The sequence below is a fragment of the Psychrobacillus sp. FSL H8-0484 genome, from assembly GCF_038005325.1.
Taxonomy (GTDB): Bacteria; Bacillota; Bacilli; order Bacillales_A; family Planococcaceae; genus Psychrobacillus.
Window position 1 is genome coordinate 2,943,448 of sequence record NZ_JBBOSZ010000001.1, and the last position, 24,665, is coordinate 2,968,112.

General features: G+C 36.1%; 18 protein-coding genes and 1 other annotated feature. Of the genes, 8 read left to right on the top strand and 10 right to left on the bottom strand.

Annotation, left to right across the window (positions count from 1 at the left end; all coding sequences use genetic code 11):
• Positions 1–111: 111 nt before the first annotated feature.
• On the bottom strand, positions 112–1,812 hold the full coding sequence (gene ezrA, locus MHH81_RS14305; protein WP_340922365.1) for a septation ring formation regulator EzrA: 1,701 nt from the start codon (positions 1,810–1,812) through the stop codon (positions 112–114).
• A gap of 150 nt (positions 1,813–1,962) precedes the next feature.
• Between ezrA and hisJ the strand changes: the two genes are divergently transcribed.
• Both hisJ and MHH81_RS14315 read left to right on the top strand, forming a co-directional pair.
• The gene (hisJ, locus tag MHH81_RS14310) at positions 1,963–2,772 is read left to right on the top strand and encodes a histidinol-phosphatase HisJ (RefSeq protein WP_340922367.1); all 810 of its coding nucleotides are present in this window, start codon (positions 1,963–1,965) and stop codon (positions 2,770–2,772) included.
• A gap of 3 nt (positions 2,773–2,775) precedes the next feature.
• Positions 2,776–3,255 carry a GAF domain-containing protein gene (locus tag MHH81_RS14315; protein WP_340922368.1) on the top strand — a complete coding sequence of 160 codons (480 nt, stop codon included), beginning with the start codon at positions 2,776–2,778 and terminating at the stop codon, positions 3,253–3,255.
• A gap of 735 nt (positions 3,256–3,990) precedes the next feature.
• Here MHH81_RS14315 and megL read toward each other — a convergent pair.
• Positions 3,991–5,178: a methionine gamma-lyase gene (gene megL / locus MHH81_RS14320; RefSeq protein ID WP_340922370.1), complete on the bottom strand. Its 1,188-nt coding sequence runs from the start codon at positions 5,176–5,178 to the stop codon at positions 3,991–3,993.
• 72 nt (positions 5,179–5,250) lie between these two features.
• On the bottom strand, positions 5,251–7,113 hold the full coding sequence (locus MHH81_RS14325; protein ID WP_340922373.1) for a sensor domain-containing diguanylate cyclase: 1,863 nt from the start codon (positions 7,111–7,113) through the stop codon (positions 5,251–5,253).
• A gap of 370 nt (positions 7,114–7,483) precedes the next feature.
• Here MHH81_RS14325 and rpsD point away from each other — a divergent pair, with 370 nt between their 5' ends.
• Entirely contained in the window at positions 7,484–8,086 is a 603-nt protein-coding gene (gene rpsD / locus MHH81_RS14330) for a 30S ribosomal protein S4 (RefSeq protein ID WP_340922375.1), read from the top strand.
• 1,246 nt (positions 8,087–9,332) lie between these two features.
• Here rpsD and MHH81_RS14335 read toward each other — a convergent pair.
• Positions 9,333–9,584: a hypothetical protein gene (locus MHH81_RS14335; protein ID WP_340922377.1), complete on the bottom strand. Its 252-nt coding sequence runs from the start codon at positions 9,582–9,584 to the stop codon at positions 9,333–9,335.
• A gap of 332 nt (positions 9,585–9,916) precedes the next feature.
• Positions 9,917–11,182 (bottom strand): tyrosine--tRNA ligase, encoded by a 1,266-nt coding sequence (gene tyrS, locus MHH81_RS14340; protein ID WP_340922380.1) that lies wholly within the window; start codon positions 11,180–11,182, stop codon positions 9,917–9,919.
• A gap of 177 nt (positions 11,183–11,359) precedes the next feature.
• Positions 11,360–11,557: a binding site (T-box leader), on the bottom strand.
• Positions 11,558–11,656: 99 nt separating this feature from the next.
• Between tyrS and MHH81_RS14345 the strand changes: the two genes are divergently transcribed.
• Complete coding sequence (locus MHH81_RS14345; protein WP_445678096.1) at positions 11,657–14,566, top strand: transglycosylase domain-containing protein; 2,910 nt, start codon at positions 11,657–11,659, stop codon at positions 14,564–14,566.
• Positions 14,567–14,625: 59 nt separating this feature from the next.
• Here the strand turns inward: MHH81_RS14345 and acsA are convergent, their stop codons facing one another.
• Positions 14,626–16,344: an acetate--CoA ligase gene (gene acsA / locus MHH81_RS14350; RefSeq protein ID WP_340922382.1), complete on the bottom strand. Its 1,719-nt coding sequence runs from the start codon at positions 16,342–16,344 to the stop codon at positions 14,626–14,628.
• Between the two features lie 171 nt (positions 16,345–16,515).
• Here acsA and MHH81_RS14355 point away from each other — a divergent pair, with 171 nt between their 5' ends.
• The 3 genes from MHH81_RS14355 to MHH81_RS14365 are packed head-to-tail and all read left to right on the top strand — an operon-like array spanning position 16,516 to position 19,010.
• Positions 16,516–17,148, top strand: coding sequence for a GNAT family N-acetyltransferase (locus MHH81_RS14355; protein ID WP_340922384.1), 633 nt, complete (start codon positions 16,516–16,518; stop codon positions 17,146–17,148).
• Positions 17,149–17,190: 42 nt separating this feature from the next.
• Positions 17,191–17,838 carry an acetoin utilization AcuB family protein gene (locus MHH81_RS14360; protein ID WP_340922386.1) on the top strand — a complete coding sequence of 216 codons (648 nt, stop codon included), beginning with the start codon at positions 17,191–17,193 and terminating at the stop codon, positions 17,836–17,838.
• Complete coding sequence (locus MHH81_RS14365; protein WP_340922389.1) at positions 17,808–19,010, top strand: acetoin utilization protein AcuC; 1,203 nt, start codon at positions 17,808–17,810, stop codon at positions 19,008–19,010. Before MHH81_RS14360 ends, MHH81_RS14365 begins: the two co-directional genes overlap by 31 nt.
• Before the next feature lie 33 nt (positions 19,011–19,043).
• On the opposite strand, the gene ccpA is transcribed toward MHH81_RS14365, so the two are convergent.
• Together ccpA and MHH81_RS14375 are read right to left on the bottom strand one after the other, a co-directional pair.
• Complete coding sequence (gene ccpA / locus MHH81_RS14370) at positions 19,044–20,042, bottom strand: catabolite control protein A (protein ID WP_340922391.1); 999 nt, start codon at positions 20,040–20,042, stop codon at positions 19,044–19,046.
• Between the two features lie 127 nt (positions 20,043–20,169).
• Positions 20,170–21,255, bottom strand: coding sequence for a bifunctional 3-deoxy-7-phosphoheptulonate synthase/chorismate mutase (locus tag MHH81_RS14375; protein ID WP_340922393.1), 1,086 nt, complete (start codon positions 21,253–21,255; stop codon positions 20,170–20,172).
• A gap of 164 nt (positions 21,256–21,419) precedes the next feature.
• Between MHH81_RS14375 and MHH81_RS14380 the strand changes: the two genes are divergently transcribed.
• On the top strand, positions 21,420–23,555 hold the full coding sequence (locus MHH81_RS14380) for a cell division protein FtsA (RefSeq protein WP_340922395.1): 2,136 nt from the start codon (positions 21,420–21,422) through the stop codon (positions 23,553–23,555).
• Between the two features lie 26 nt (positions 23,556–23,581).
• On the opposite strand, the gene MHH81_RS14385 is transcribed toward MHH81_RS14380, so the two are convergent.
• Both MHH81_RS14385 and MHH81_RS14390 read right to left on the bottom strand, forming a co-directional pair.
• Entirely contained in the window at positions 23,582–24,163 is a 582-nt protein-coding gene (locus tag MHH81_RS14385; RefSeq protein WP_340922397.1) for a YtxH domain-containing protein, read from the bottom strand.
• 18 nt (positions 24,164–24,181) lie between these two features.
• The gene (locus MHH81_RS14390) at positions 24,182–24,646 is read right to left on the bottom strand and encodes a DUF948 domain-containing protein (RefSeq protein WP_340922399.1); all 465 of its coding nucleotides are present in this window, start codon (positions 24,644–24,646) and stop codon (positions 24,182–24,184) included.
• Between the last annotated feature and the right edge of the window lie 19 nt (positions 24,647–24,665).

A 24,665-nucleotide genomic window follows, 5' to 3' on the forward strand; every position in this document is an offset into this window, starting at 1 on the left:
AAAACCACCATCACAATTATAGTGAGGTGGTTCACGTTTGTATATATATCTGTTTTCTAAAGTATATACTTAAGTCCAGTCTAGATGCCTATCCATTTATCAGACATATAGTTATGTACGCCAAGCAGTTTCCTTTATTAAAACTTCAATTTTCTTTAAAGCACCTGGTTCTACTTCTTCCACCGCTGTAGCAGCATCTTCCAGAGCTTTTGCGTACCGTAGCTGTCTAAATGCTTCTTCTGCTTCCAGTAAGCGTGCATGCATAGTGGGGTGAGTTGCTCGATAACGGTTACCATATTGAATAATTTTCTCTGTTAATAACACATTTTCTAACATTTCTTTTGCTCTTTTATGCACTTCTTCCATACAAGCTTCCGCTTTCTCTAAATAATTGTCTACTAACGTCATATTTAGTGGAACCTCTTGAAGACTTTGCATGGCTACATATATATGTTCTTCTGCTTCTTCTAACCGAATGTCCATCTCTTCAGGAATTCCAGGAATATTCGCTTTTTGTAGCATGCGATCTGTATCATGTAGTAAGTTCTTTAATTCTTCCAACTTCTCTCGTGCATGATTTTCATCAATTCGAAGATTTTTTAATCGATTTGCAAATCGGTCTTGTTCTTCATATAAACGATCAATCTCTTCTGCTATTTCGTTCAACTCTTCTTGTAAGCTAGAATAAGCGGATCTTTCTTCTTCTACACGAGTGGAAAGAAGTTCAAATTTCTTTTCTAATTCCTCTAGCTCTTTTAAGCAACTTTGGGGAATTTCAGCTTCTTTTTCTGGTAAACGATAACTTTGCTGCACAAAAGCTGCTTCTTCACTTATTGCTCTAGTTACAGAAGTTACTTCTCTCAACCGATGAGCTGTTTGATCTTTATAATTATCCACGTACTTTTTAGCTAATACTTCTTTTTCTAATAAATCATAGAAAGTTTCAATTTCATCCTTTATTTCTTCCACACGTGTGATGGATTTAGCAACTTCAAGCTCTACAATCGCAGCTTTTAAATCCACTAACTCTATTTCAATCGCATCCAATTTTTTAGTCATTTCAAGATGCTGTAAATAATACGAGCTTTCTTCCATTTCTTTTTGACCATTTCTTAATTCGTGAATAGTAGCCGGAATCTTATGTTGAATTTCCGTAAGTATTGTCGGAATAACATGCAATTTTTGAAAGAATTTTTGCCCTTCATCTTGAACTGCCATTACAATCTCTCGAGCACTTAAATAATTGCCTGTCTCAGTCAAATTATCAAACTCTTCAAAATGAGGTATAAATGATTCTAACTTTCTTTCTAATGCTGGCACTGCTTCTCCAAATGAATACTGATGAGCAAGTAATGTCTTTCTTGCAGCACGATGCTGCTCTTTTAATTGTTCCATTTCAATTCGGTTCTTTTCTTCACTGCCAATCAGTTCTTCTAATTCTTTTAAAATTCCAGACATTTTGACGTCACATAGAGAAATTAATGTTTGAATCTCCCTTTCAACTTTGGAAGCTTTTAAGAAAAGAAACCTATCTACAGTTTCTTCCGCGTCAAATAATAGAACATCGATTTTAGGCATATGAACATCCATTACTTCTGTCCATGTATTTCTCCATCCCTCGAACATTTCTTCCGTTTGCCCGTTCATATTCAATTGTTTCACTTTCGTCATTTCTTCTAAAATAGGTTTATTTTGAATTTGATGCTTTTCATGTTCTAACCGCGCTATTTCTGAATTATGTTTTCTTCTAATAATAAACGCAAAAATTGCAATTACTAAAAGTATAATGATTGCTGGGATGATATACTTCATCGTAAGCCCCCTGTTCCAAAATCAAAAAGTTCCAATTTATATGTTACTCTATATCTTACCATGCTTTTTATGTTATTGTTTCATAAAACACTAGAAAAGCAATGAATTCTTTGAAATATTTGTCTTTCAACGATAAGGAGGGCGGTTTATTTGAAAAAAGATGGTCATATACATACACCATATTGTCCTCATGGAACGCTTGACCCTTTCCATTTATACATTGAAAAAGCTATAAAAAATGGGTTTCATGAAATCTCATTTACCGAGCATGCGCCCTTACCTATTAATTTTATCGATCCAACACCAGAAAAAGACAGTGGAATGGACTTCAAACAGTTGGAAAATTATATTTCCGATTTAGTCAAATTGAAAAGACAATACAAAAAAGATATTGTTATTTCAACTGGATTAGAAATCGATTTTATTTCCGGTTTTGAACAAGAAACGATTTCCTTTTTAAATTCATACGGGAAATACTTGGATGATTCTATTTTATCCGTACATTTTTTACAATTTCAGCAAACCTACACATGTATCGACTTTTCTAAATCTACCTACTTAGATTTTATTCAACAAGTGGGAAGTCCGATGTCTGTGTATAAATTGTATTATAAAACAGTAATGGATTCAATAACGAGTGAATTAGGAAGATATAAACCAAATCGAATCGGTCATATTACACTTGTTCATAAATTTCAACATGCACTGGACGAAAAGGTAGATGATCACGAGGAAATAAACTCTATATTAACAGAGATGAAGAACCAACACCTTGCCCTTGATGTCAATAGTGCCGGTTTAGCGAAAGCTTATTGTCTAGAAAGCTATCCACCCCCAGCCTATATTGGTTTCGCAAAAAAACTAGGGGTCCCGCTTGTATTCGGCTCGGATGCGCATCTAGCAAATGATTTACATCAGTATTATAATGAATTAAGTACTTTTTTTGAGAATGGAGAATAGATCATGTTTACAAAATCAACCTATTCAGAAGATGCTATAGCGAATTACATGATGTTATCAAAGCAATTAGACGCGCTATTAACTGGGGAGACAAATGCAATTGCTAATTTAAGTAATGCATCTGCACTTTTAAATCAATTCTTTGATCAAATTAATTGGGTTGGCTTTTATTTAATGGAGAATGGCGAATTAGTTTTGGGTCCGTTCCAAGGCTTACCAGCTTGTGTAAGAATTCCACTTGGAAGAGGGGTATGTGGAACAGCTGCAACTAATAAAGAAACGGTTATTGTTCCAGACGTTCATGCATTTCCTGGTCACATTGCTTGTGATGCAGCATCCCAATCTGAAATTGTTCTACCTATTTTAAAAGATGGGAAGTTAATAGGGGTCCTTGATATCGATAGCCCAATTAAAGATCGTTTTTCCGACCAAGATGCAGCAGGCTTAGAGCAGTTCATTGAAGTATTAGTAAAACATATATAAAAAATGGGCTGTCCAATAAGCCCATAAATTGAAGCAGGTGTAGAAAAACGAGTCTTTTTCTACACCTGTTTTTTGTATACTTTTTATTAAAACTACTATTTTTTGTAGGCAATTGATTGGGGTGGAAGACGGCGACTCCAGCGGGAATAGCAAATGTTTTCTGCACCGAAAGCGGAGCGGCAGGTGCATGAACTGAAGGCCCGGCAGGAGCGATAGCGACGAGGAGACTGAAGCCATGCCCGCGGAAAGCGTCCGTCTGGAACGGAAATCAATACATTGGAAAAGAGACCATCTCTCAGTCACTTTATGACTTTAGAGACAGCCCTTGGAACTTTATTAAAGGAAGCTAAAGAAATATTTTTTACACGGAATAAAGTATAGTTGATATTTCCGCTATAGGCGGACGCTTTCCGCGGGGTGAGCGATAAGCCATCACCGCCGCTCACGCGTCGTTTGTGATGTCTTATCTGTCTCACTCATCCCGCTGGAGTCGCCGCCTGCCGCTTCCATCAACAAAGTGATAAATGTTCGTATTTTAATGACAAAGTACTATTTATGAAATTAACTCATGTAGTTTAACGAGCCAAAATAGATTCCGTTTGCTTTCCTCGGGCGAACCTAAGAGCCTCCTAGTCTGCGCCTGTGGGGTCTCGTCTGACTCGCTTTTCCGCAGGAGTCTGTGCGGATTCTACCGCAAATTAAATGTTAAAAAACAACTGTAAAATATAACTACGCCTATATTTTAGATAGTGCTTGCTGCAAATCTTCTATTAGATCAAGAGAGTTTTCAAGTCCAACAGAGAGGCGAAGCAACCCGTCGGTAATTCCCATTTCGACTCTTTCCTTTTCTGGCACAACCGAGTGTGTCATCGTTGAAGGATGTTGAATAAGCGTTTCCGCGTCTCCCAAACTCACTGCAATCTTGATTAATCTTAATTCATTCATAAGCTTTTGGGCATTATTTATTCCACCAGTTACTGTAAATGAAATAAGCCCCCCTCCAGTTTTCATTTGCTTTTTCGCAACCTCATATTGAGGATTACCTTCATCAAAAGGATAATAAATATTCTCTACTTTTGGGTTTGATTTCAAAAATGTAAAAATATCTGCAGCATTATTAGAATGTCTATCCATACGTACATGCAACGTTTTTAACCCTCTGATGAGTAACCATGCATCAAATGGGGAAATGATACCACCGTAATCTTTTTGAACGGTAGAACGAATCTTATTAATATCTTCTCGATTTTTTCCTACTAAAATCCCAGCTATTACATCCCCATGCCCATTAATATATTTTGTTGCACTATGCAAGACAAAGTCTGCTCCCAATTCTAATGGATTTTGTAAATAAGGGGAGGAAAATGTATTGTCGACAACAACTTGAATACCATGTTTTATAGCAATTCTCGTTATTTGAGCAATATCGACTATTTCCATCGTTGGATTAATTGGTGTTTCTATATAAATACACACTGTATTTGGTTTAATCGCAGCTTCAATTTTCTCTTCTGTCGTTAAATCTGCTAAATCATGTGTAATATTATATTTTTCTTCCAATATATTAAGAAGTCCAAATGTACAACCATAAATTCCTCGTGTACAAAGTATATGGTCTCCTGTTTTCGTTAAGTGCACTAATATCGTACTAACAGCAGCCATTCCAGAACCAAAAGCAAGTGCTCCTTCTCCATGCTCCATTGCAGCCATTCTTTCTTCCAATACGTGAACAGTTGGATTACCTAAGCGGGAGTAGATGCCACCCTCCTCTTCTCCTGCAAATCTTCTTGCCCCTTGTTCCGCAGTTTCAAAGGCAAAAGTAGAGGTTTGATATAGTGGAACGGACAAACTTCCTTGGTGATTTTTAGAACTATACCCCTTGTGAACATATAATGTTTCCTTCTCATAACTTAATTTATCCATAAACGTTGCACCCCTTTTTGTAAACGCTTACATATAGTGTACACGGATTATATAAAAAAGAAAAGGCACTCATCAGGAAAGATGAGATGCCTCAAAAATACTCAATTTATTTTTGCCACTATTTTTCGCTTCATATAAAGCGGTGTCAGTATTATGAAATAATTGGTGGAAACTTATGTTGTCTTTTTGTTTCCAGCCAGAAACGCCAATAGAAACTGTAACTCTCGGATTTGTATTGGTAGGTATTAATTCTAGCAACTGACAGCAGATTTCAGTGCCTTGTGTAATGGTCATTTGAGAAAAGTATAATGCAAGCTCCTCTCCACCCCACCTAGCACCTATACCAATTTGATCTACTTTCTTTTGTATTATAGAAGCAATTTGCTTTAATATTTCATCTCCAACTTGGTGACCATGTGTGTCATTCACCTGTTTAAAGTTATCAATATCCATTAATACAAACACTCCACTATCTTCCTCATCCATGGAGGCTTCCACAAATTTATCTAAATATGTACGCGCGTACAAATTAGTTAAATGATCACGATTTACCATTTCCTGCAGTTTATTGCGTAATGCAGAATTGCTAATCGCAAGAGAAGAATGCTGGATTAATGATTGCATTAATTTAAAGCTATCGAACGAAAAGAAATACGGTTCTTTATGTAACACAATGCTAAATCCAGTAATTGTATTCTGCTCTCTAAATGGAATAGCGACTAACGATCGATACTCATATTTTATATCAGCTAAGCGATTTAAATCAGCAACAAATAAAGAATCTTTCATTTTTATAAAATGATTAGCTACATGCTGAATATACAATTGCCCACCATTTGAATGGAAAAATTCCGAGCTTGCTGTTGATATTTTATATTCATCCACTCCCATAAACACAAAACAAACTTGTTCTGGATGGAAGGATTTCATTAATTGGTTTCTTAAAAAAAGGAGCATTTCCTCTAAAGAAATATTCATATTTAACTTACGAGAGGTTTCGTTAATTAATTGCAAATCAGCTACTAAGCGATGCGATTGGATATATAGTTTAGCATTTTCCAATGCGTTACCTGCAGCTGAAGCCAACATGGATGTAAATTCTTTTTGTCTGACAGAAAACAAATAATCAATCGGAGTAGATACTTGTAATATACCGTAAATCCCTTGTTTCCCTTTTATCGGTACATTTAGTAGTCGAACGCCCAAATCATTTGCAAGCTCCGATGTAATTTCGCCCGATACATATGCTTCAACTGTAGCAGTTCGCTCAGAGGTGTAGTCAAATAATTTATATGGTACTGAAGTTTTTCGCTCTTGGTCATTCGATAATATTAAGATGGACTCAAAATCCGGAAATGCATCATTTATAGCAAATAAAGTGCCTTCTAAAATTTGCCCGACCTCTAATGTTGAGTGAAACATTTTCGTTACATTAAACAAATTACGATATTGATGTTCCTGCTGCGTTAAAAAGACAGATCTCCGAATTGTTTTCACCAGTTTGCTTATCGTTTTTATAAAATCATTAACTTGTGGAGTTTGAGAGAATTTTTGCCATTTCTCAGTTAGATTCGTGGTGAGTAATCCTAAAATTTGATTCTCTTCGTCTTTTAGTAAAATTGCAACTTCTCGGTTCACTCTATCTTCTTTTTGTAAAAAAGAATTTTCTACAAAATCTTGCTCATAGAAAAACGGTTCTATTTCTTGCCACTTAATCGCGTTCAATTTTTTTGACAAGGAATGATTCCATTTTAACTGCACAAACGTATCTGTATCATAGATATAATAATTAGCAAACTCAACGTCAAAAAATTCTGTTAATATAACTTTTAAGTCTTCAAACCATTTGGCACTGGATTCATGCGTAAATACATTTTCATTCCAAATATCTAAAATACGACTTTTCAACAGAATCATGTTTACATCATTTTTCATTTTTACACCTCTCAACTTTCAACGAGTGGATGTGATACTTTTATCCCAATACAACTTATAATTCAATTTGACTATATTACCATCCATTTGTCAAATTTCAGAAAATAGATTTCTGTTCTATATCAATCATTAAGAAATGAATTTTATTGACTTTCTCATTCTATAGATATACAATTGACTTTGTGTAAAATAAATGCAGCAGTTGTATGGCCTAGATTGCTCATTTTGTTCCTCTATTTTAATAGATGGTGTATCAAGTAACCCTCGGCTGCTAGGGCGATGTTACATGAAAACAAAATGTCTGCTAGTCTGAATACATCTGGTCTTATTTTACAACAAAATAAAACCAATACAAAAGGAGGAGTCATTCATGGCTCGCTATACAGGTCCAGCATGGAAATTATCACGTCGTCTTGGTATTTCACTAAGCGGTACTGGTAAAGAATTAGAAAAACGCCCTTACGCACCAGGACAACACGGTCCTAACCAACGTAAAAAATTAACAGAATACGGTATGCAATTACAAGAAAAACAAAAACTTCGTCACACTTATGGTGTTAACGAACGTCAATTCCGTACTCTATTTGACAAAGCTGGTAAAATGCAAGGTAAACATGGTGAAAACTTCATGATTCTTCTTGAAACTCGCCTTGATAACGTTGTATACCGTTTAGGTCTTGCTCGCACTCGTCGTGGAGCTCGTCAATTAGTTAACCACGGTCACGTTATGGTTGACGGTAAACGTGTTGATATTCCTTCATTCAGCGTTAAACCAGGTCAAGAAATTTCTCTTCGTGAAAAATCTCAAAACTTGGACGTTGTAAACGAATCAATCGAAGTGAACAGCTTCGTTCCAGAATACGTAACATTTGACGCAGACAAAAAAGTTGGTACTTTCGTTCGCCTTCCAGAACGTAGCGAATTATCAGCTGAAATCAACGAATCTCTAATCGTTGAGTACTACTCTCGTTAATTTTATTACTCTGCAAAGAGTAATATTAAAAGCCTTCAAGACCTTGATAATACAGGGTTTTGGAGGTTTTTTTATTTTTTCCGATATAGCATAAAAAAGCCCCTGGTTAGAAGAGCTTTAAATAATTCATCTTTCATATTTTTGAAACAAGGAACTCTTCGTATTATTAACAAATGGACCAGCCAATTAACATTTTTAGTTTGAATCCGTCCATATAAAAATGAAGTAACTTGCTCACTATCTCCATGCCCCTTTTAGATATGAGGGGGTAAAAAAGTCGATTTTCTCTACGCTAAGAAATCGACAGTTCAAATTTGTTCAATTAATATCCAACAATAGCACGGCTGTTGATAATCCAATTTCCACTATTCAAATTTCACAAGAAATGCGCAAGGATCCCATTTTGCACTTGTACGTTTTCGGTTCCCTTTGGACGAAATGATCCAATAGGAAAGTGGCTATTCTTTCATTTCCAAAAGCTTTGACGCTTCTATTACAAGTAGCTATGGAGAGTGACGAACGACTACCACACGATTATCGAAAAAATGCGAAAGGGGGCTGTCAATAAGCCCATAAATTGAAGCAGGTGTAGAAAAACGAGTTTTTTCTACACCTGTTTTTTGTATACCGTTCATTAAACTACTATTTTTTGTAGGCAATTAATTGTAGTGGAGGACGGCGACTCCAGCGGGAATAGCAAATGTTTTCTGCACCGAAAGCGAAGCTGCAGGTGCATGAGCTGAAGGCCCCGCAGGATCGAACAAAGGAACGAAGGCTAAGAACGCCACCTCATGTGGCAACGCCTTCGTGACCAACATCGTGTTGGCCTGAGGTGACTGAAGCCATGCCCGCGGAAAGCGTCCGTCTGGAACGGTAATCAATACATTGGAAAAGGGACCATCTCTCAGTCACTATATGACTTTAGGGACAGCCCCTTTCGCATCAAGAAATCCAGGTAATGGTGTAGAACTCGTTCAGTTCCAGGCACTCCAAAAGCACCTATACACCTATACATAGAATGTCTGGTGTGTTATCACCATTTTAATAAGCAATTTACTGGGTACTTTTGGTTAATCAACACGTGTACAACAATAGGATAAACCAAAAATATGTTGTGATTCGGGTAATATAAAATTCCTTGCACCTATATTAATTCACCATTTTACCAATACGCTGCATAGTGTCACTTAAATAAAATCCCCGTAAGTTGTGTTAATCAACTTCTACGGGGGAATTTTTTTACGAACTATTTATCTTTCTCCATGTTCGCGATTAAATCAAGTAGTCTTTGTTTTGTTTCATCTGCTTCTTCTTTTAAAATCTTGAAGTCATAACCCGATTTGTCTTTATTTATACAAATTTCTAACAAATCTCCTTCTTTTGCATCTATTGTAAACTTATCTTTTAAAATAACTAGCTTGTTGGCTTTATTATTTTTTCCGAAAAATATTACAAAAAAATCATCGAAATGATCTAATACATACTTATTTGATTCCACTACGAACAGCTCCTCGATCTTTTAAATAAATTATTAATTAATATATAAAATAACAATATTTTATTTTATTTTTAATGTAAATTTGTCCACATTTATTATTCTATACTATCTCATACTCTTTTATCATCTATTTTGAGTATTTTTTAAATTATAATTAATATTTACCATACGAATAACCTATTAAAGTAAACAAAAGAAAATTATAGAAATAATTCAGGAGGATAAATGTGGTAAATAGCAAAAAAAATGCTATAAACAGGCTAGAATAGTGTGAATTATTTTTTTTAGATTTAAAAAGCTACTTCCCATTATTATGAGAAGTAGCTTTTAATTTATACAAATTTAATCATTTTATAGTTTTTCTTTCCTCTTCGAATAATCATAAATTCATCCTCAAGGCGGTCATCTTTACCTATTATATATCCAACATCTGTTATTTTTTCACCATTGACTGAAATAGCTCCATTTGTCACATCTTCACGCCCCTGTCTTTTAGAGGGCGAGACGCTTGCTTCTACAATAAAGTCTACAATATTTTTTTCTTCTTTTGACATCTCCACGGAAGGTACATCTTTAAACGCATCCTTCATTTCTTCTGCATTCAGTTCTTTCAAATTTCCACTGAACAATGCTTGTGAAATACGAATCGCTTGGTCTAATGCTTCCTGACCATGTATTAAACGAGTCATTTCTTCTGCAAGTGTAATTTGTGCTTTTCGTAAATGCGGCTCGTTTTGTACTGTTACTTCCAGCGCTTCAATTTCACTACGTTCCAAGAATGTGAAAATTTTCAAGTATTTAATCACATCTGAATCCGCTGTATTAATCCAGAACTGGTAAAACTCATACGGAGAGGTCTTTTTCGCATCTAACCAGACAGAACCAGACGCCGATTTACCAAATTTCGTTCCATCTGCTTTTGTTACAAGTGGGATTGTTATGCCAAATGCTTTTGTTTCTTCTTCATGTGTTTTGCGAATCACTTCTAATCCTGTTGTAATATTCCCCCATTGGTCAGACCCACCAACTTGAACACGGCAGCCGTAATGATCAAATAAATGATTGAAATCAATACCTTGAATTAGGGTGTACGTAAATTCTGTAAACGAAAGCCCTGTATCTAAACGAGAAGCGATGGAATCTTTACCTAACATGTAATTAATATTCACTAGTTTTCCGAAATCTCTAAGAAACTCGATTACATTCATTGATCCAATCCAATCACGGTTATTAACCATTTGTGCACCATTTTCTGATTGGAAGTCGAAAATTTGCTCCATTTGCGTTTTAATACCTTGAACATTTTTGTCAATTTGTTCTGTAGTTTGCAGTTGACGCTCCTCTGACCGACCAGATGGATCTCCTATCATACCAGTAGCTCCACCTACTAAAAGTATTGGACGATGACCATGTAGTTGAAAACGTCTTAAAGTAAGTAACGGTACAATGTGTCCAATATGCATGCTATCAGCAGTAGGGTCTACACCACAATACAAGGAAATTTTTTCATTGGATAATAGCTCTTCCATCCCCTCTTTATCTGTCTGCTGATACAATAACCCTCTCCAAGATAAATCTTCTAATAATGAATTTGTCATTTGAAACTCCTCCTTTAAAATAAAATGCTCTGTTAAACTACATTGTTGTTATTTGATAGAATCCGCTTGCTTCCCGCAGGAGTCTGCGCTGATTCTACCGCAAATTATATGTTAAAAACAACAGCATAATTTAACAGAGCCAAATAAAAAAAGCCCCTGCACGATATATATATATCATGCAGGGACGCTTAGTTAATTAGCGCGGTACCACCCAGCTTGAAGGAGAGAAATCCTTCCGCTTCAATCACGATATCGTTGTGAGAACGTCTAACTCCAAGCCTGTAATTCGTTCTTATACACTGACTAGCTTTCACCAACCGCTAGCTCTCTATACAGTTTGTATAATAACTACTTCGGACTCTTCTTCGCTAAAATATATTTTTATTTTACCTAATTTAAAACGTATGTCAATAACTATCGTCTTATGATAAACGATTATGGTATAATAATTCATGATTTGGGGGTGGAATATTAATGAATAAATGGATGGAGAAATTCCAATTTTACAAAGATAAGTTGGATACATGGCAATCAACAAATTGGGCAAAAAGCATACGAATTTCTTCCAGCGTTATATGGAATTTATGTTTACTATTCATTGTAGTAGGCCTTGCTCTTGGAATATTTGCTGCATCACTTGCAGCTGGTTATTTCGCTTCACTAGTGAAAGAAGAACCTTTACGTGATAAAGAGGAAATGAGAGCTGCTGTATTTAACTATGAGGAAACCTCCGAAATTTACTTTGCCGAAAATGTCTATTTAGGTAAATTACGGACTGACCTTGAACGTACGGAAACCAAACTTTCCGCAGTTTCTCCATACGTATTGGACGCTGTATTAGCAACCGAGGATGAATATTTTGAGGTGCATGATGGTATTGTACCAAAAGCGATTTTCCGTGGATTACTTCAAGATGTCTCGAATTCAGATACACAAACAGGTGGTTCTACACTAACACAACAATTAATTAAAAACCAAATATTAACGAACGAAGTATCTTATGAGCGAAAAGCAAAAGAAATCCTTTTAGCAATGCGTTTGGAAAAGTTTATGACAAAAGATGAAATACTTGAAGCGTATTTAAACATTATTCCTTATGGTCGAAACGCTAATGGTAGAAATATTGCTGGAATTGAAACAGCTGCCAATGGAATATTTAATGTAAAAGCCATAGATTTAAGTTTGCCACAAGCTGCTTATATTGCTGGAATTCCTCAAGCTCCTTTCGCTTATACTCCTTTTAGACAAGGAGGGGTATTAAAAGAAGCAAAGGCATTACAACCTGGAATAGATCGTATGAAAACAGTACTATTTCGGATGAAAGAAACAGGTTATATTACTGAAGAAGAATATAACTCTGCTATAAAATATGATATTACACAAGATTTTAGACAACCTGAAATTTTACCAGAAGAAAAATATCCATGGTTAACTATTGAAATAGAAAACAGAGTAAAGGATATTTTAAGAGGACAATTAGCAGAAAAAGATGGTATTGATCCGGAACGATTAAAAGTCGAATCTAAACTCTATGAAAAATATGATATTATAGCACAACGAGCAGTGAGTACAGGTGGATATCGCATTCATACAACAATTGATAGAGAGATGTATGAAACTATGCTTAAGGTAAGAGATGAGTTTGAAACCTATGGGCATACCCACACGAAAGAAGTAAAGGATCCAAATACTGGTGAGATGATCATGCAAGAATTTCCTGTTCAGGTAGGAAGCATGCTTATCGAAAATGGAACAGGTAGAATCTTGTCCTTCCTTGGAGGACGTGATTATAATGTAGAAAAGTACAATCATGCTACTCAAGCCGTTCGATCTATGGGGTCTACGATTAAACCTTTATTAGTGTACGCTCCTGCTATTGAATATGGTGTTATTGGTGCAGGAAGTCCAGTTGTCGATGTCAAACTAGAAGATTTAAGCAGTACAACATGGACAAAATCACCTTCGAATTATACGACTGAGCAAGAAAAAGGAATTATATCAGCACGTGAAGCTTTAACGACATCACAAAACCTATCGACAATTCGCCTTTATGATTTGATCATGGATAGAAAGCCTACTGATTTCTTATATAAAATGGGCTTTGAACATATCAACGAGAACGAATATGCGAACCATGCCCTATCGATTGGTGGAATGGACAATGGTGCAAGTGTTGAAGAAAATACAAACGCCTATGGAACATTTGCGAACAACGGGCAATTTATCGATGCGTATATGATTGAAAAGATTGAAGATGTGGAAGGAAATATTATCTATCAGCATGAAGTAGAACCAGTCGAAGTATTCAGTCCTGAAACTGCCTATATCATGACAGACATTCTTCGTGATGTATTAACGGAAGGTACTGCAAAACTTGCAAATTCACGACTAAAGTTCCAGTCAGATTTTGCTGCAAAAACGGGTACAACCCAAAATCACAATGATTCATGGCTTATCGGATATAACCCAAATGTTTCTCTTGGTGTATGGCTTGGTTACGACGACAACAGTATTTCATTATTTCATCTGAATAATCGTTATAACCACCCAAGCGTACGTGTAAATACACTTTGGTCTAATATGATGAATGCCATGTATGATGTGAATCCAGAGCTAGTAGATGCACCTAACGCATTCCAAGCTCCAGAAGGTGTTGTAACCAGGTCGTTCTGTGGTATTTCTGGACTTGCTACCTCGGAAGCATGCGAACAAGCAGGATTAGTCAAATCTGATTTGTTTAATGCTAAAGCTATGTTACCAACTGCATCAGATGATAGTTTAATATCCGCTTCTTTTGTAGTAATTGATGGGAATAAATACCGAGCTTTAGATTCTACTCCTGATGAATTTGTTATCAAAGGTGGATATGGAGTAAACGAAGCATTTATCAAACGGATGCTTGGTAAATTTGGAGGAAATGCAAGTAAACTTTTCCCTACAAAATCTACTTTTGCTGGAAACGTAGTATCTGAAGATGTATTTGAAGCGGATGGTAGTGCTCCAGCTTCCGTTACAGCCACTCTTTCCGGACAAACACTTACTTGGACCAAAGCTGCCTCCTCTGATGTTGTAGGATATAGAATATATCAAGTGGTGAACGGTGAACGAATTCAAGTGGCATCCAAGCGAGAAGCGGAAAATTATAGTTATACCATTAATGGAACCGGGCAGTATGTCATTGTTTCTGTTGATATTACTGGTTTACTGTCAGTCCCTTCTAATACTGTATCGATAGAAGAACAAAAACCTGACCCAGTAATACCAGAAGAGGAAAATGAAGAGGAAACATCTCCGGGTAATGAAGACGGAGACGGAGATGGAGATGGAGAAACAACTCCTCCTGAGGAAGAAGCACCCCCTGAAGACGAAGATACAAACACATAAGAGTTAAATTATTTAAGCCACAACGACCTGAAATGTAAGGTCGCTGTGGCTTTTCTTTTCTAGTCTTCCATAGTGGATAAGTCACCTGTCGGTAATTTTAATTCCCAGGCTTTTAAAACTCGACGCATAATTTTGCCGCTTCTCGTTTTTGGTAGCTTATCTTTAAATTCTATCTCTCTAGGTGCTGCATGTGCAGCAAGCCCTTTTTTCACAAACTGCTGAATATCTGCAATTAATTCTTCCGAAGGTTCATATCCCTCATTTAATGCAACAAATGCTTTAATAATTTCCCCACGCACAGGATCCGGCTTACCAATCACCCCAGCCTCTAAAATAGCAGGATGCTCAAGTAATTTACTTTCTACTTCAAATGGTCCTACTCTCTCCCCAGACGTCATTATGACATCGTCTACACGTCCTTGGAACCAAAAGTAGCCCTCTTCATCCATATAAGCAGAGTCGCCTGAAAAATACCATTCATCATTCATAAAGCTAGACTCATATTTCTCTTTATTATTCCAAATCTGACGCATCATGGATGGCCATCCTTTTTTAATTGCCAAGTTCCCCATCGTATAAGGTGGAACAACATTTCCTTGGTTATCAATAATGGCAGCTTCTAGTCCTGGTAGTGGTTTCCCCATTGAACCAGGCTTAATCGGTAAGCAACCGTAATTACAAATCATTTGTGCTCCTGTTTCTGTCATCCACCAAGTGTCATGAATTCGCTTATTGAATACTTGCATTCCCCATTTAATAACTTCTGGATTTAATGGTTCTCCAACGGATAAAACGTGTCGAAGAGTGGATAAATCATGCTCTTTTACAATCGCATCTCCTGCTCCCATTAACATGCGAAATGCGGTTGGAGCACTATACCATACAGTTACACGATAATCTTCAATGGCATTATACCAAGCATCTGGTGAAAAACGACCTCCAAGTACTAAGGAAGTAGCGCCAGTTAACCAAGGTCCAAATATTCCATAGGAAGTTCCAGTAACCCATCCTGGATCTGCGGTACACCAATAAATGTCTTCATCACGGATGTCCATTACCCATTTCATTGATTGATATTGTTGAACCATTGCATAATGTACATGTAAAATCCCCTTAGGTTTCCCTGTTGACCCAGATGTATAGTGTAGGATTAACCCGTCTTCCTTATCTACCCACTCAATTGTAAAAGAATCGGAAGCACTATTTAACGCTTTCTTAAAATCAATAAATTTATCTTTTTCTTCAATATTGTCTCCCACTAAAAATACAGTTTCAAGATCAGGTAATTTATCCAAAGGAATTCGATCTAATAATTCTGGAGTTGTAACAATTGCTTTTGCAGCACTATCCAATAAACGGTCGTACACAGCACCTTCCATAAATGCTTCGAAAAGAGGTCCAACAATAACACCCATTTTTACAGCACCTAATAAAGAAAAATATAATTCAGGAGATCTAGGCATAAAAATGAATAGACGGTCCCCTTTTGTTAAATTGGAATGTAGGGTGTAGACATTTGCAGCTTTGTTTGTCCAGTTTTTCATATCATTAAATGTATATGATTCTTTTCTGTCTGCATCTTGATAATAGAGTGCAATTTTGTCCTTTTTATCAGATTCAGCATGTCGATCAATAGCTTCATATGCCATATTTACTTTTCCTGTTTCATACCATGAAAAAGACTTTTCTGCATCTTCCCATTGAAAAGATTTTACAGTCGCTTCATAATCATTTAAGCGATAGTCCCCTTGCACAACTGGTAACACTTCTATCTTCATCCTATTCACCCTTTCTATAACTATATCTTTTATTTTACAATACTCTTTTCGATTTTTGCTAATTTTTTTACTCTTTTGAATGTTTTATTACAATTAATGAAGATAACGCTTTCTATTATTAAAATCATGTATAATAGTTTCAATTGTAATTAATTTATAGGTGGTGAATTCGTGATACACAAAAAAACGTATAATGCGGTAGAATTAGAAACAAAGCATGGCACCGTCGTTATTGAAGGTCCTATTGTATCAGAGGAAATAGCAAAATTAGAATTTCATGAGGACTTAGTAGCTTTTCGATTACCTGACGCACAGCATAAAGCAATTATTGGAATTGCAAAATTACCTGAAGGAAGAATTATTATTGTTCGAGATCAACAAACAATAGTTGGATACTGCACTTTTTTACACCCAGACCCTTTAGAAACATGGTCTAAAGGCAATATGGAAAACTTGATAGAGCTTGGTGCTATCGAAGTCATTCCAAAATATCGTGGAACTGGAGTAGGAAAAACACTTCTACGAGTTTCCATGATGGATGATGCGATGGAAGACTATATAACGATTACTACTGAATATTATTGGCATTGGGATTTAAAAGGGACTGGATTAAATGTCTGGGAATACCGAAAAGTGATGGAGAAAATGATGCAGGCTGGCGGACTTATGTATTTTGCAACAGACGATCCAGAAATTAGTTCTCATCCCGCTAATTGTTTAATGGCTAAAATAGGGAATAGAGTGGATAATGATTCCATTCAGCAATTTGATCAACTACGCTTTATGAACCGTTTCATGTATTAAAACAAAAATGTATAACTTTCTTATAAAAAGGAGTTCATTCACATGCTTGTAGAAGAAATCATGAATACATCTGTACCAACCTTAAGCCCCTCTCATACAATTAATGATGCACTAAAGCTTTTAAAGGAAAAACGAATTCGTCATATCCCAATAGTTAACTCGGAGAATGCAGTATTAGGTGTTGTAACTGATCGCGATTTAAAAGAAGCAACTCCTTCCTCCTTAATCAGCAGTCAGAATGCAGAAATTTATGATTTACCGTTAGAAAAAATTATGACGAAAAACCCAATCACCGGCCATCCATTAGATTTTGTAGAAGAAACGGCAAGCATTTTTTATGATAATCGCATAGGATGCTTACCTATTGTGAGCCAAGGGAAACTAATCGGTATGATTACAGAGTCCGACTTATTGTACAAATTTATTGAACTAACAGGTGTACATCAACCTGGTTCTCAAATAGAGGTTCGCGTTCCAAATAGAACAGGTGTCTTGTTTGAAGTATCTAGAGTTTTTTATGAACAAAGAATAAATGTGTTAAGCGTGCTAGTATATCCAGATAAAGATAAAAGTGATTATAAAATATTAGTCCTTCGAGTGAAGACGATGAATCCACTCAAGCTTATTGAAGCAATAAGAGCTGAAGGGTTCGAAGTGCTATGGCCAAATCACCCAGGAATGAATATATGAAAAAAAATGCAGTGTTTGTCTTTTCAGAGGACCAGTTAGGCTACAAGTTTTCGGAAACCCATCCGTTCAATCAAAAACGCTTAACACTTACAGTCGATTTATTAAGGGAAATGAATGCTTTATCATTATCAGATATAGTTGCTCCTAGAATTGCAACAGATGAAGAATTAAGCTTAATACATGATCCTCATTATATTGAGATTGTTAAAAAAGCAAGTTTGGAAACAAGCGACACTACGAAGTATGAAAATTATGGAATTGGAACAGAAGATACCCCTATTTTCCCTCATATGCATGAAGCAAGCGCAGGTCTTGTTGGAGGTACTTTAACTGCAGTGGATTATGTGATGGAGGGTAAATCGTCTCATGCACTTAATTTAGGGGGTGGTCTCCACCATGGATTTAGAGGACGAGCTTCCGGTTTTTGTGTCTATAATGATAGTTCCGTTGCAATTAAATACATGCAGCAAAAGTATAATGCACGAGTTTTATACATAGACACGGATGCACATCATGGGGATGGCGTTCAATGGAGCTTTTATGATGATCCTAATGTATGTACAATTTCCATCCATGAAACAGGAAGGTATCTATTTCCCGGAACTGGCAATATTACAGAAAGAGGCACTGGTGAAGGATATGGAACTTCTTTTAATTTTCCAATGGATGCATTTACAGAGGATGAGTCATTTTTAGATATTTATCGTACAAGTATTCGCGAGATAGTTGAGTCATTTAAACCCGATATTATTTTAAGCCAAAATGGTGCGGATGCTCATTATTTTGACCCGTTAACCCATTTATATGGAACGATGAACCTATACCAAGAGATACCTAAACTGGCACATGAACTTGCTCATGAGTTTTGCGATGGTAAATGGATTGCTGTTGGTGGTGGTGGTTATGATATTTGGAGAGTTGTTCCACGTGCATGGTCATTGTTGTGGATGGAAATGAATGATGTAAAGTCTCCGATAGGTAACTTGCCGAAATCTTGGCTTGATCGTTGGGCTAAGGAGTCACCTATACCTCTTATTTCTACTTGGATGGATCCTCATCCATTATATGAGCCTATTCCAAGAAAACTAGAAATAATGGAGAAAAATAAACAAATGTTAGATAAAGCGTTGTATTTGTTACGCAATCAACAGTCATATAAAAACCACCAGTAGTCTAGTGCCTACTGGTGGTTTTTATTAGAAGATTTATTTTACAGAGTCTCTTTCCTCAATTCGGTAAGGAAGAACTACTGTTTGTTCGTCAATTTTTTCTTTATTCATAAATTTTGTTAATAACCTCATGGAAACGGCACCGATATCGTACAAAGGTAAAACAACGCTTGTGAGTTGAGGTCTTACCATTCGAGCAAGTTTGGAGTTTTCAAAACTAATTACCTCAATATCTTTTGGTACGTTTAACCCACTATCTTGAGCACCATGAATAAGCCCAATTGCAATTTCATCGTTCCCAGCAAAAAATGCTGTTGGTGGATTTTTAAGATTGCGGAGCTGTTCCCACGCTACAAGGCCATCGTCATATGTATTATCGACGCCAACGATTAAATCTGAGTCAATTTCTATATTTGCTGCATTCAAAGCCTTTTCATAGCCCGAAAGTTTGTATACTCTATTTATGGTAGAAGACATGGACCCAGATACAAATGCAATTCTAGTATGACCGTTTTGTATTAAGCGGTTAACCGCGTCGACAGCTGCTTCATGATATTCTATATTGACTGATGGAAAAGAATTAGAATCTTCTACTGTTCCAGCTAAAACAACTGGTACATCCGTCCTTTCCATTTCACGCAGCATTTCCTTTGTTATTTCGTCACTCATCATGACTACACCATCAACTTGTTTACTTAATAATGTAGATAATAACTGTACTTCTTTGTCTTCTTGTTGATCCGAGTTTGTTAAAATAATATTATAACGATACATAGTAGCAATGTCTTCAATACCTCGCACTAGTTCAGCATAAAATACATTTGATATATCTGGAATAATTACTCCAACTGTTTTTGTTTTTTTACTTGCTAAACCCCTTGCCACTGCATTGGGTCTATAATCTAATCGTTCTATTACTGCTAACACTTTTTGACGTGTTGCTGGTTTGACGTTTTGGTTACCATTTACTACACGTGAAACAGTTGCCATCGATACATTCGCTTCTCTTGCTACATCATAAATTGTAATAGTCAACGCGTACCCTCCTTTACTAGTCTAATTAAGTATATAATTAAATAATACTTGATTTCCTTCCTAACATTCAATTAAATAGTAAAACCGACCCTTCAAGAAGAGTCGGTTTTGTGAATTATTTCACGAATTACGCGTGAACTTCATGCGTTTTCATAAACTTTTGTAAGGAATCATAAAACTCATCGAATTGCTGTAAGTTCATTTGTTGAGCAGCATCTGATAATGCCACCGCTGGATCTGGATGCACTTCAGCCATAACTCCATCTGCTCCAATTGCAATTGCTGCTTTTGCAGCAGGTAAAAGGATATCACGACGTCCAGTTGAATGTGTTACATCGACAAATACAGGTAAATGTGTTTCTTGTTTTAATATTGGTACCGCAGAAATGTCTAATGTATTTCTGGTTGCTCTCTCATACGTTCGAATACCTCGTTCACATAAAATGATTTGGTCATTTCCTTGTGACATAATATATTCTGCAGCATGGATAAATTCATCTAACGTAGCTGCAATACCACGTTTCAATAAGACTGGCTTATTAATAGAACCTACCGCTTTTAATAGTTCGAAATTTTGCATATTACGAGCACCTACTTGTACAACATCCACATAGTCTAGTGCTTCATCTAAATGGCTTGGAGTTACGATTTCAGATACAACCGCTAAGCCATATTTTTGTGAAATTTGTTTTAATATTTTTAATCCATCTAAACCAAGACCTTGGAAATCATATGGAGAGGTACGTGGCTTGTACGCTCCACCTCTAATAAGTTTTAGGCCTTTAGCTTGGATTGCCGCAGCAACTTCTGCCACTTGAGTGTAAGATTCTACTGCACAAGGACCAAATACGAATGAAGGTATTCCTGTGCCTATTTTTTCTCCATTAATTTCAACTATTGTATCTTCTGATTTCTTTTTACGTGAAACAAGAAGAGCTTTCTTTTGATCATCTACTTGAAATTCTAGAGCAGTTTTAAATATTTCCTTGAAAATATGTTCAACTGTTGATTGTGGAAGTGGACCAGAATTGTTTTCTTTTAAATGATCTAACATATGTCTTTCACGAAGGGGATCATATCTATTGACACCTTGTTTTTCTTTAACTCTTCCAATCTCTTGAACGACACCAGCTCTTTCGTTGATTAACTGTAAAATTTCTACGTTAATCTCATCTACACGACTACGTAAAGCCTCTAAATCTACTTGACTCATAGATATTTCTCCTCTCTTCTCTCCATCGATACTTTCTATCGACTGAAAATTATGATACATTTTAAGATATAAATCATATTATAATCAATGTATACAAGAATGTCACGCATTTTATTTTAGCGATTCAACTCACTAAAGTATTTGTCTGAAAAGGACGTGGAAATTTGTCATCAAAATTATTTGCATTAGATATTGGTACTAGATCCGTAGTAGGAATTATTTTAGAAGAGCGCCATGAAACATTTCATGTAATTGATGTTCTAGTAGAAGAACATAAAGAACGTGCGATGGTGGATGGACAAATACATAATGTGCTAAAAGTAGTGGAAGTCATTCAATCTATAAAAACACAATTAGAAGAAAAACACGGACCCTTGGAAAAAGTAAGCGTTGCGGCTGCTGGACGAGCGTTAAAAACAGAACAAGCAGAGATGAAAATGGACATCAAAAACCGACCTATCTTTTCAGAAGACGATATCAGCCGACTTGAACTCACAGCAGTTCAACAAGCACAAAATAATTTAGTCCAAAATGACAGAGAAAGACAATCAAGTCATTATTACTGTGTGGGATATAGTGTACTTTACTACAGACTTGATGGTGAAGAAATTGGTAGCCTAGTAGATCAACAAGGAAATGAAGCATCTATTGAAGTAATTGCCACTTTTTTACCTAGAGTCGTTGTCGAATCATTACTTTCTGCTTTGAAAAGAGCTAATTTAGAAATGGAAGCTTTAACATTAGAGCCCATTGCGGCGATTAATGTATTAATTCCACCAACTATGAGGCGCCTCAATGTGGCACTAGTGGATATAGGGGCAGGAACATCCGATATTGCCATTACCAATTATGGGACAGTTGTTGCTTACGGAATGGTACCTTATGCAGGCGATGAAATAACAGAAGCACTTAGCGACATTTATCTTCTAGACTTTCCACTTGCAGAAGATGCAAAGAGAGCAATAAATACAAATGAATTTATTCAAATAAAAGATATTCTAGGCTTTGATCAAAACATCCCTAAAGAAGAAGTAATTGATGCGTTAAGACCAGCAACGTTGGAATTAGCATCGGCTGTTTCAACGGAAATTTTCCGATTAAATAATAACCATCCACCAAAGGCTGTCATGCTAGTAGGTGGAGGAAGCTTAACCCCTTCGCTCACAACACTTCTTGCAGAAAAATTAAATTTACCTGTAAATCGAGTTGCCGTACGAGGAATTGACGCCATTCAAAACCTAACGAAAGAAGATCATATTCCTGTATCTCCGGAACTTGTTACACCAATAGGAATTGCAATTGCTGCTAAACGTGCTCCCATTCAATATATGTCTGTTGAGGTAAACCAACAGGTTGTTCGTTTATTTGAATTAAAAGAAATGACTATTGGAGATGCATTACTTGCCGCAAATATTTCTACTCGTAAGTTGTATGGAAGACCAGGAGCAGCTCTTTCCGTTCAAGTAAATGGACAAACAATCCATATTCCAGGAGAGCATGGAAAGCCCGCTGTTATTGAGCTTAATGGTCAGGAAGCAAATACAAAAACACTAATAAAAAATAAAGATAAAATAGAACTCATAGAAGGAAAAGATGGTAATGCAGGTACAGCATCAGTCCGAGATTTACTAGACGAAGCATCTGTAAAAACAATTACCTTTCAGGGAGTTAAACACATTGTAGAACCAACTGTTCAAGTAAATGGAGAGAGAGTTTCACTAGAAACTTCACTTGTAGAAAGAGATAAGATCACAGTTGAAACTCCACATACGATTGAACAACTTTTGCATGCAATTCAAAAAGAAAATTACTTAAACCAATTAAAGTCTTATACAATTTCTATTAATAATAAAAATCATTACATCCCATCCTTTTCCACCACATTATTATTAAACGGGAACGCTGTAAAGCTACAATATCCTGTTCAAGACAATGATGTATTACAAATGAATATAGCTACTGCTCCTACTTTGCAGCAACTTTCAGATCATCTAGAGAAAAAACTTCTAGACCGTATTACAATCAAATTTCAACAAGAAACGATCGAACTTTTTAAAGAAAGTGCTAAGGTAATCAGTGAAAATACTATTTTATCTCCCTCGGACGTAATTCCAAATGGAACAGCGCTTCAGTGGGAAGAGGTTAATACCTCTGCTTGGATATACCAAGATGTTTTTCGGTTTTCCGAGTGGACTTTACCAGAAAATGCAGGTTCTTTCCAAATCATTAAAAACGGACAACCCTCTCGCTTTGATGAAGAAATCTTTGGCGGAGACGAACTCGAAATAATTTTCAACTAAAAAAACGGGCACAAGGCCCGTTTTTTTTAATTCTTATTCGGATTATTTTCTTCTGTAACCGCTTCTTTAATTGCTTCGGCTACTACAGTCAGATTTTCATCTTCCTCCGCTAATTCTTCCGTTGTATGTGAAATAGTTGCCATGAATTCCATTGGCTCTTCACCTTCTGAGGAAGCAGTTCCATCGTCTAAAGGTGACATTGGTTTTCCCTTCATGGATTTAACTTTATCTACTAATTGCTCGGATTGTTCTTGTAATTGCTTAGAGATTTTAGTTGTTTTTTCTTTAGCTGTAGAAGATAAGTCCATTGTTTTTTCTTTAATTTGGCCAGCTTGTGTTGAAAGATTTCCACGCAACTCTGTCCCAGTTTTAGGTGCTAATAACAAAGCAGTAGTAGCTCCAATAATACCTCCAATTATTACTCCAATGATAAAGTCCTTACCACTCACTTCTTGATCACGATAAATGTTCTCTCTCGTTTCGTTATAAGAAGGAGCAGGTGGATAGTTTGGTTGCGATTGACGATCGTAGGAAGCTTGGTTTGCATAATACTCATGGTTAAATTTTGCTTCATTATAATTTGGTTTGTTTTGTTCATGATTGCTCATTAAAATTCCTCCAATTTATTAGTTTTTTGTTTTATTATCATTTTCAAAGGAATAAAACTCTGCTTGATCCATTGCTTTTCGTTCTTTCCATTTGTCTCGTAGACCTAGAATTACACTGCTCCACTGAACAACTTGTGCTATTTTTTCTTCATTTTTTTCTACTTCTGTTGTAACAGATGATGTAAGACGTTGGATAGAATTATTAAAACCATTTACGGAAGTTCCTACATTTTTGACTGCTGCAACCACTGTGTTTAGTTGTACTGATTTCTCTTGGATATCTTCTGCTAATTCATTGGTCTTATGAAGAAGTTCCGCTGTTTCTTTCGTAACATTTTGTAAGTGTGTATCTAGCCCTTCCAGTGTATCCGCAACATTATTTAAAGTCTTTTTAACTGAAGATAACGTAACAGCAAGGCTTATACAAAGTACTAGAAATGCAATTGCAGCTATAATAGCAGCTATGTATAAAAGATTTTCCATTGATCATTCTCCTCTAACT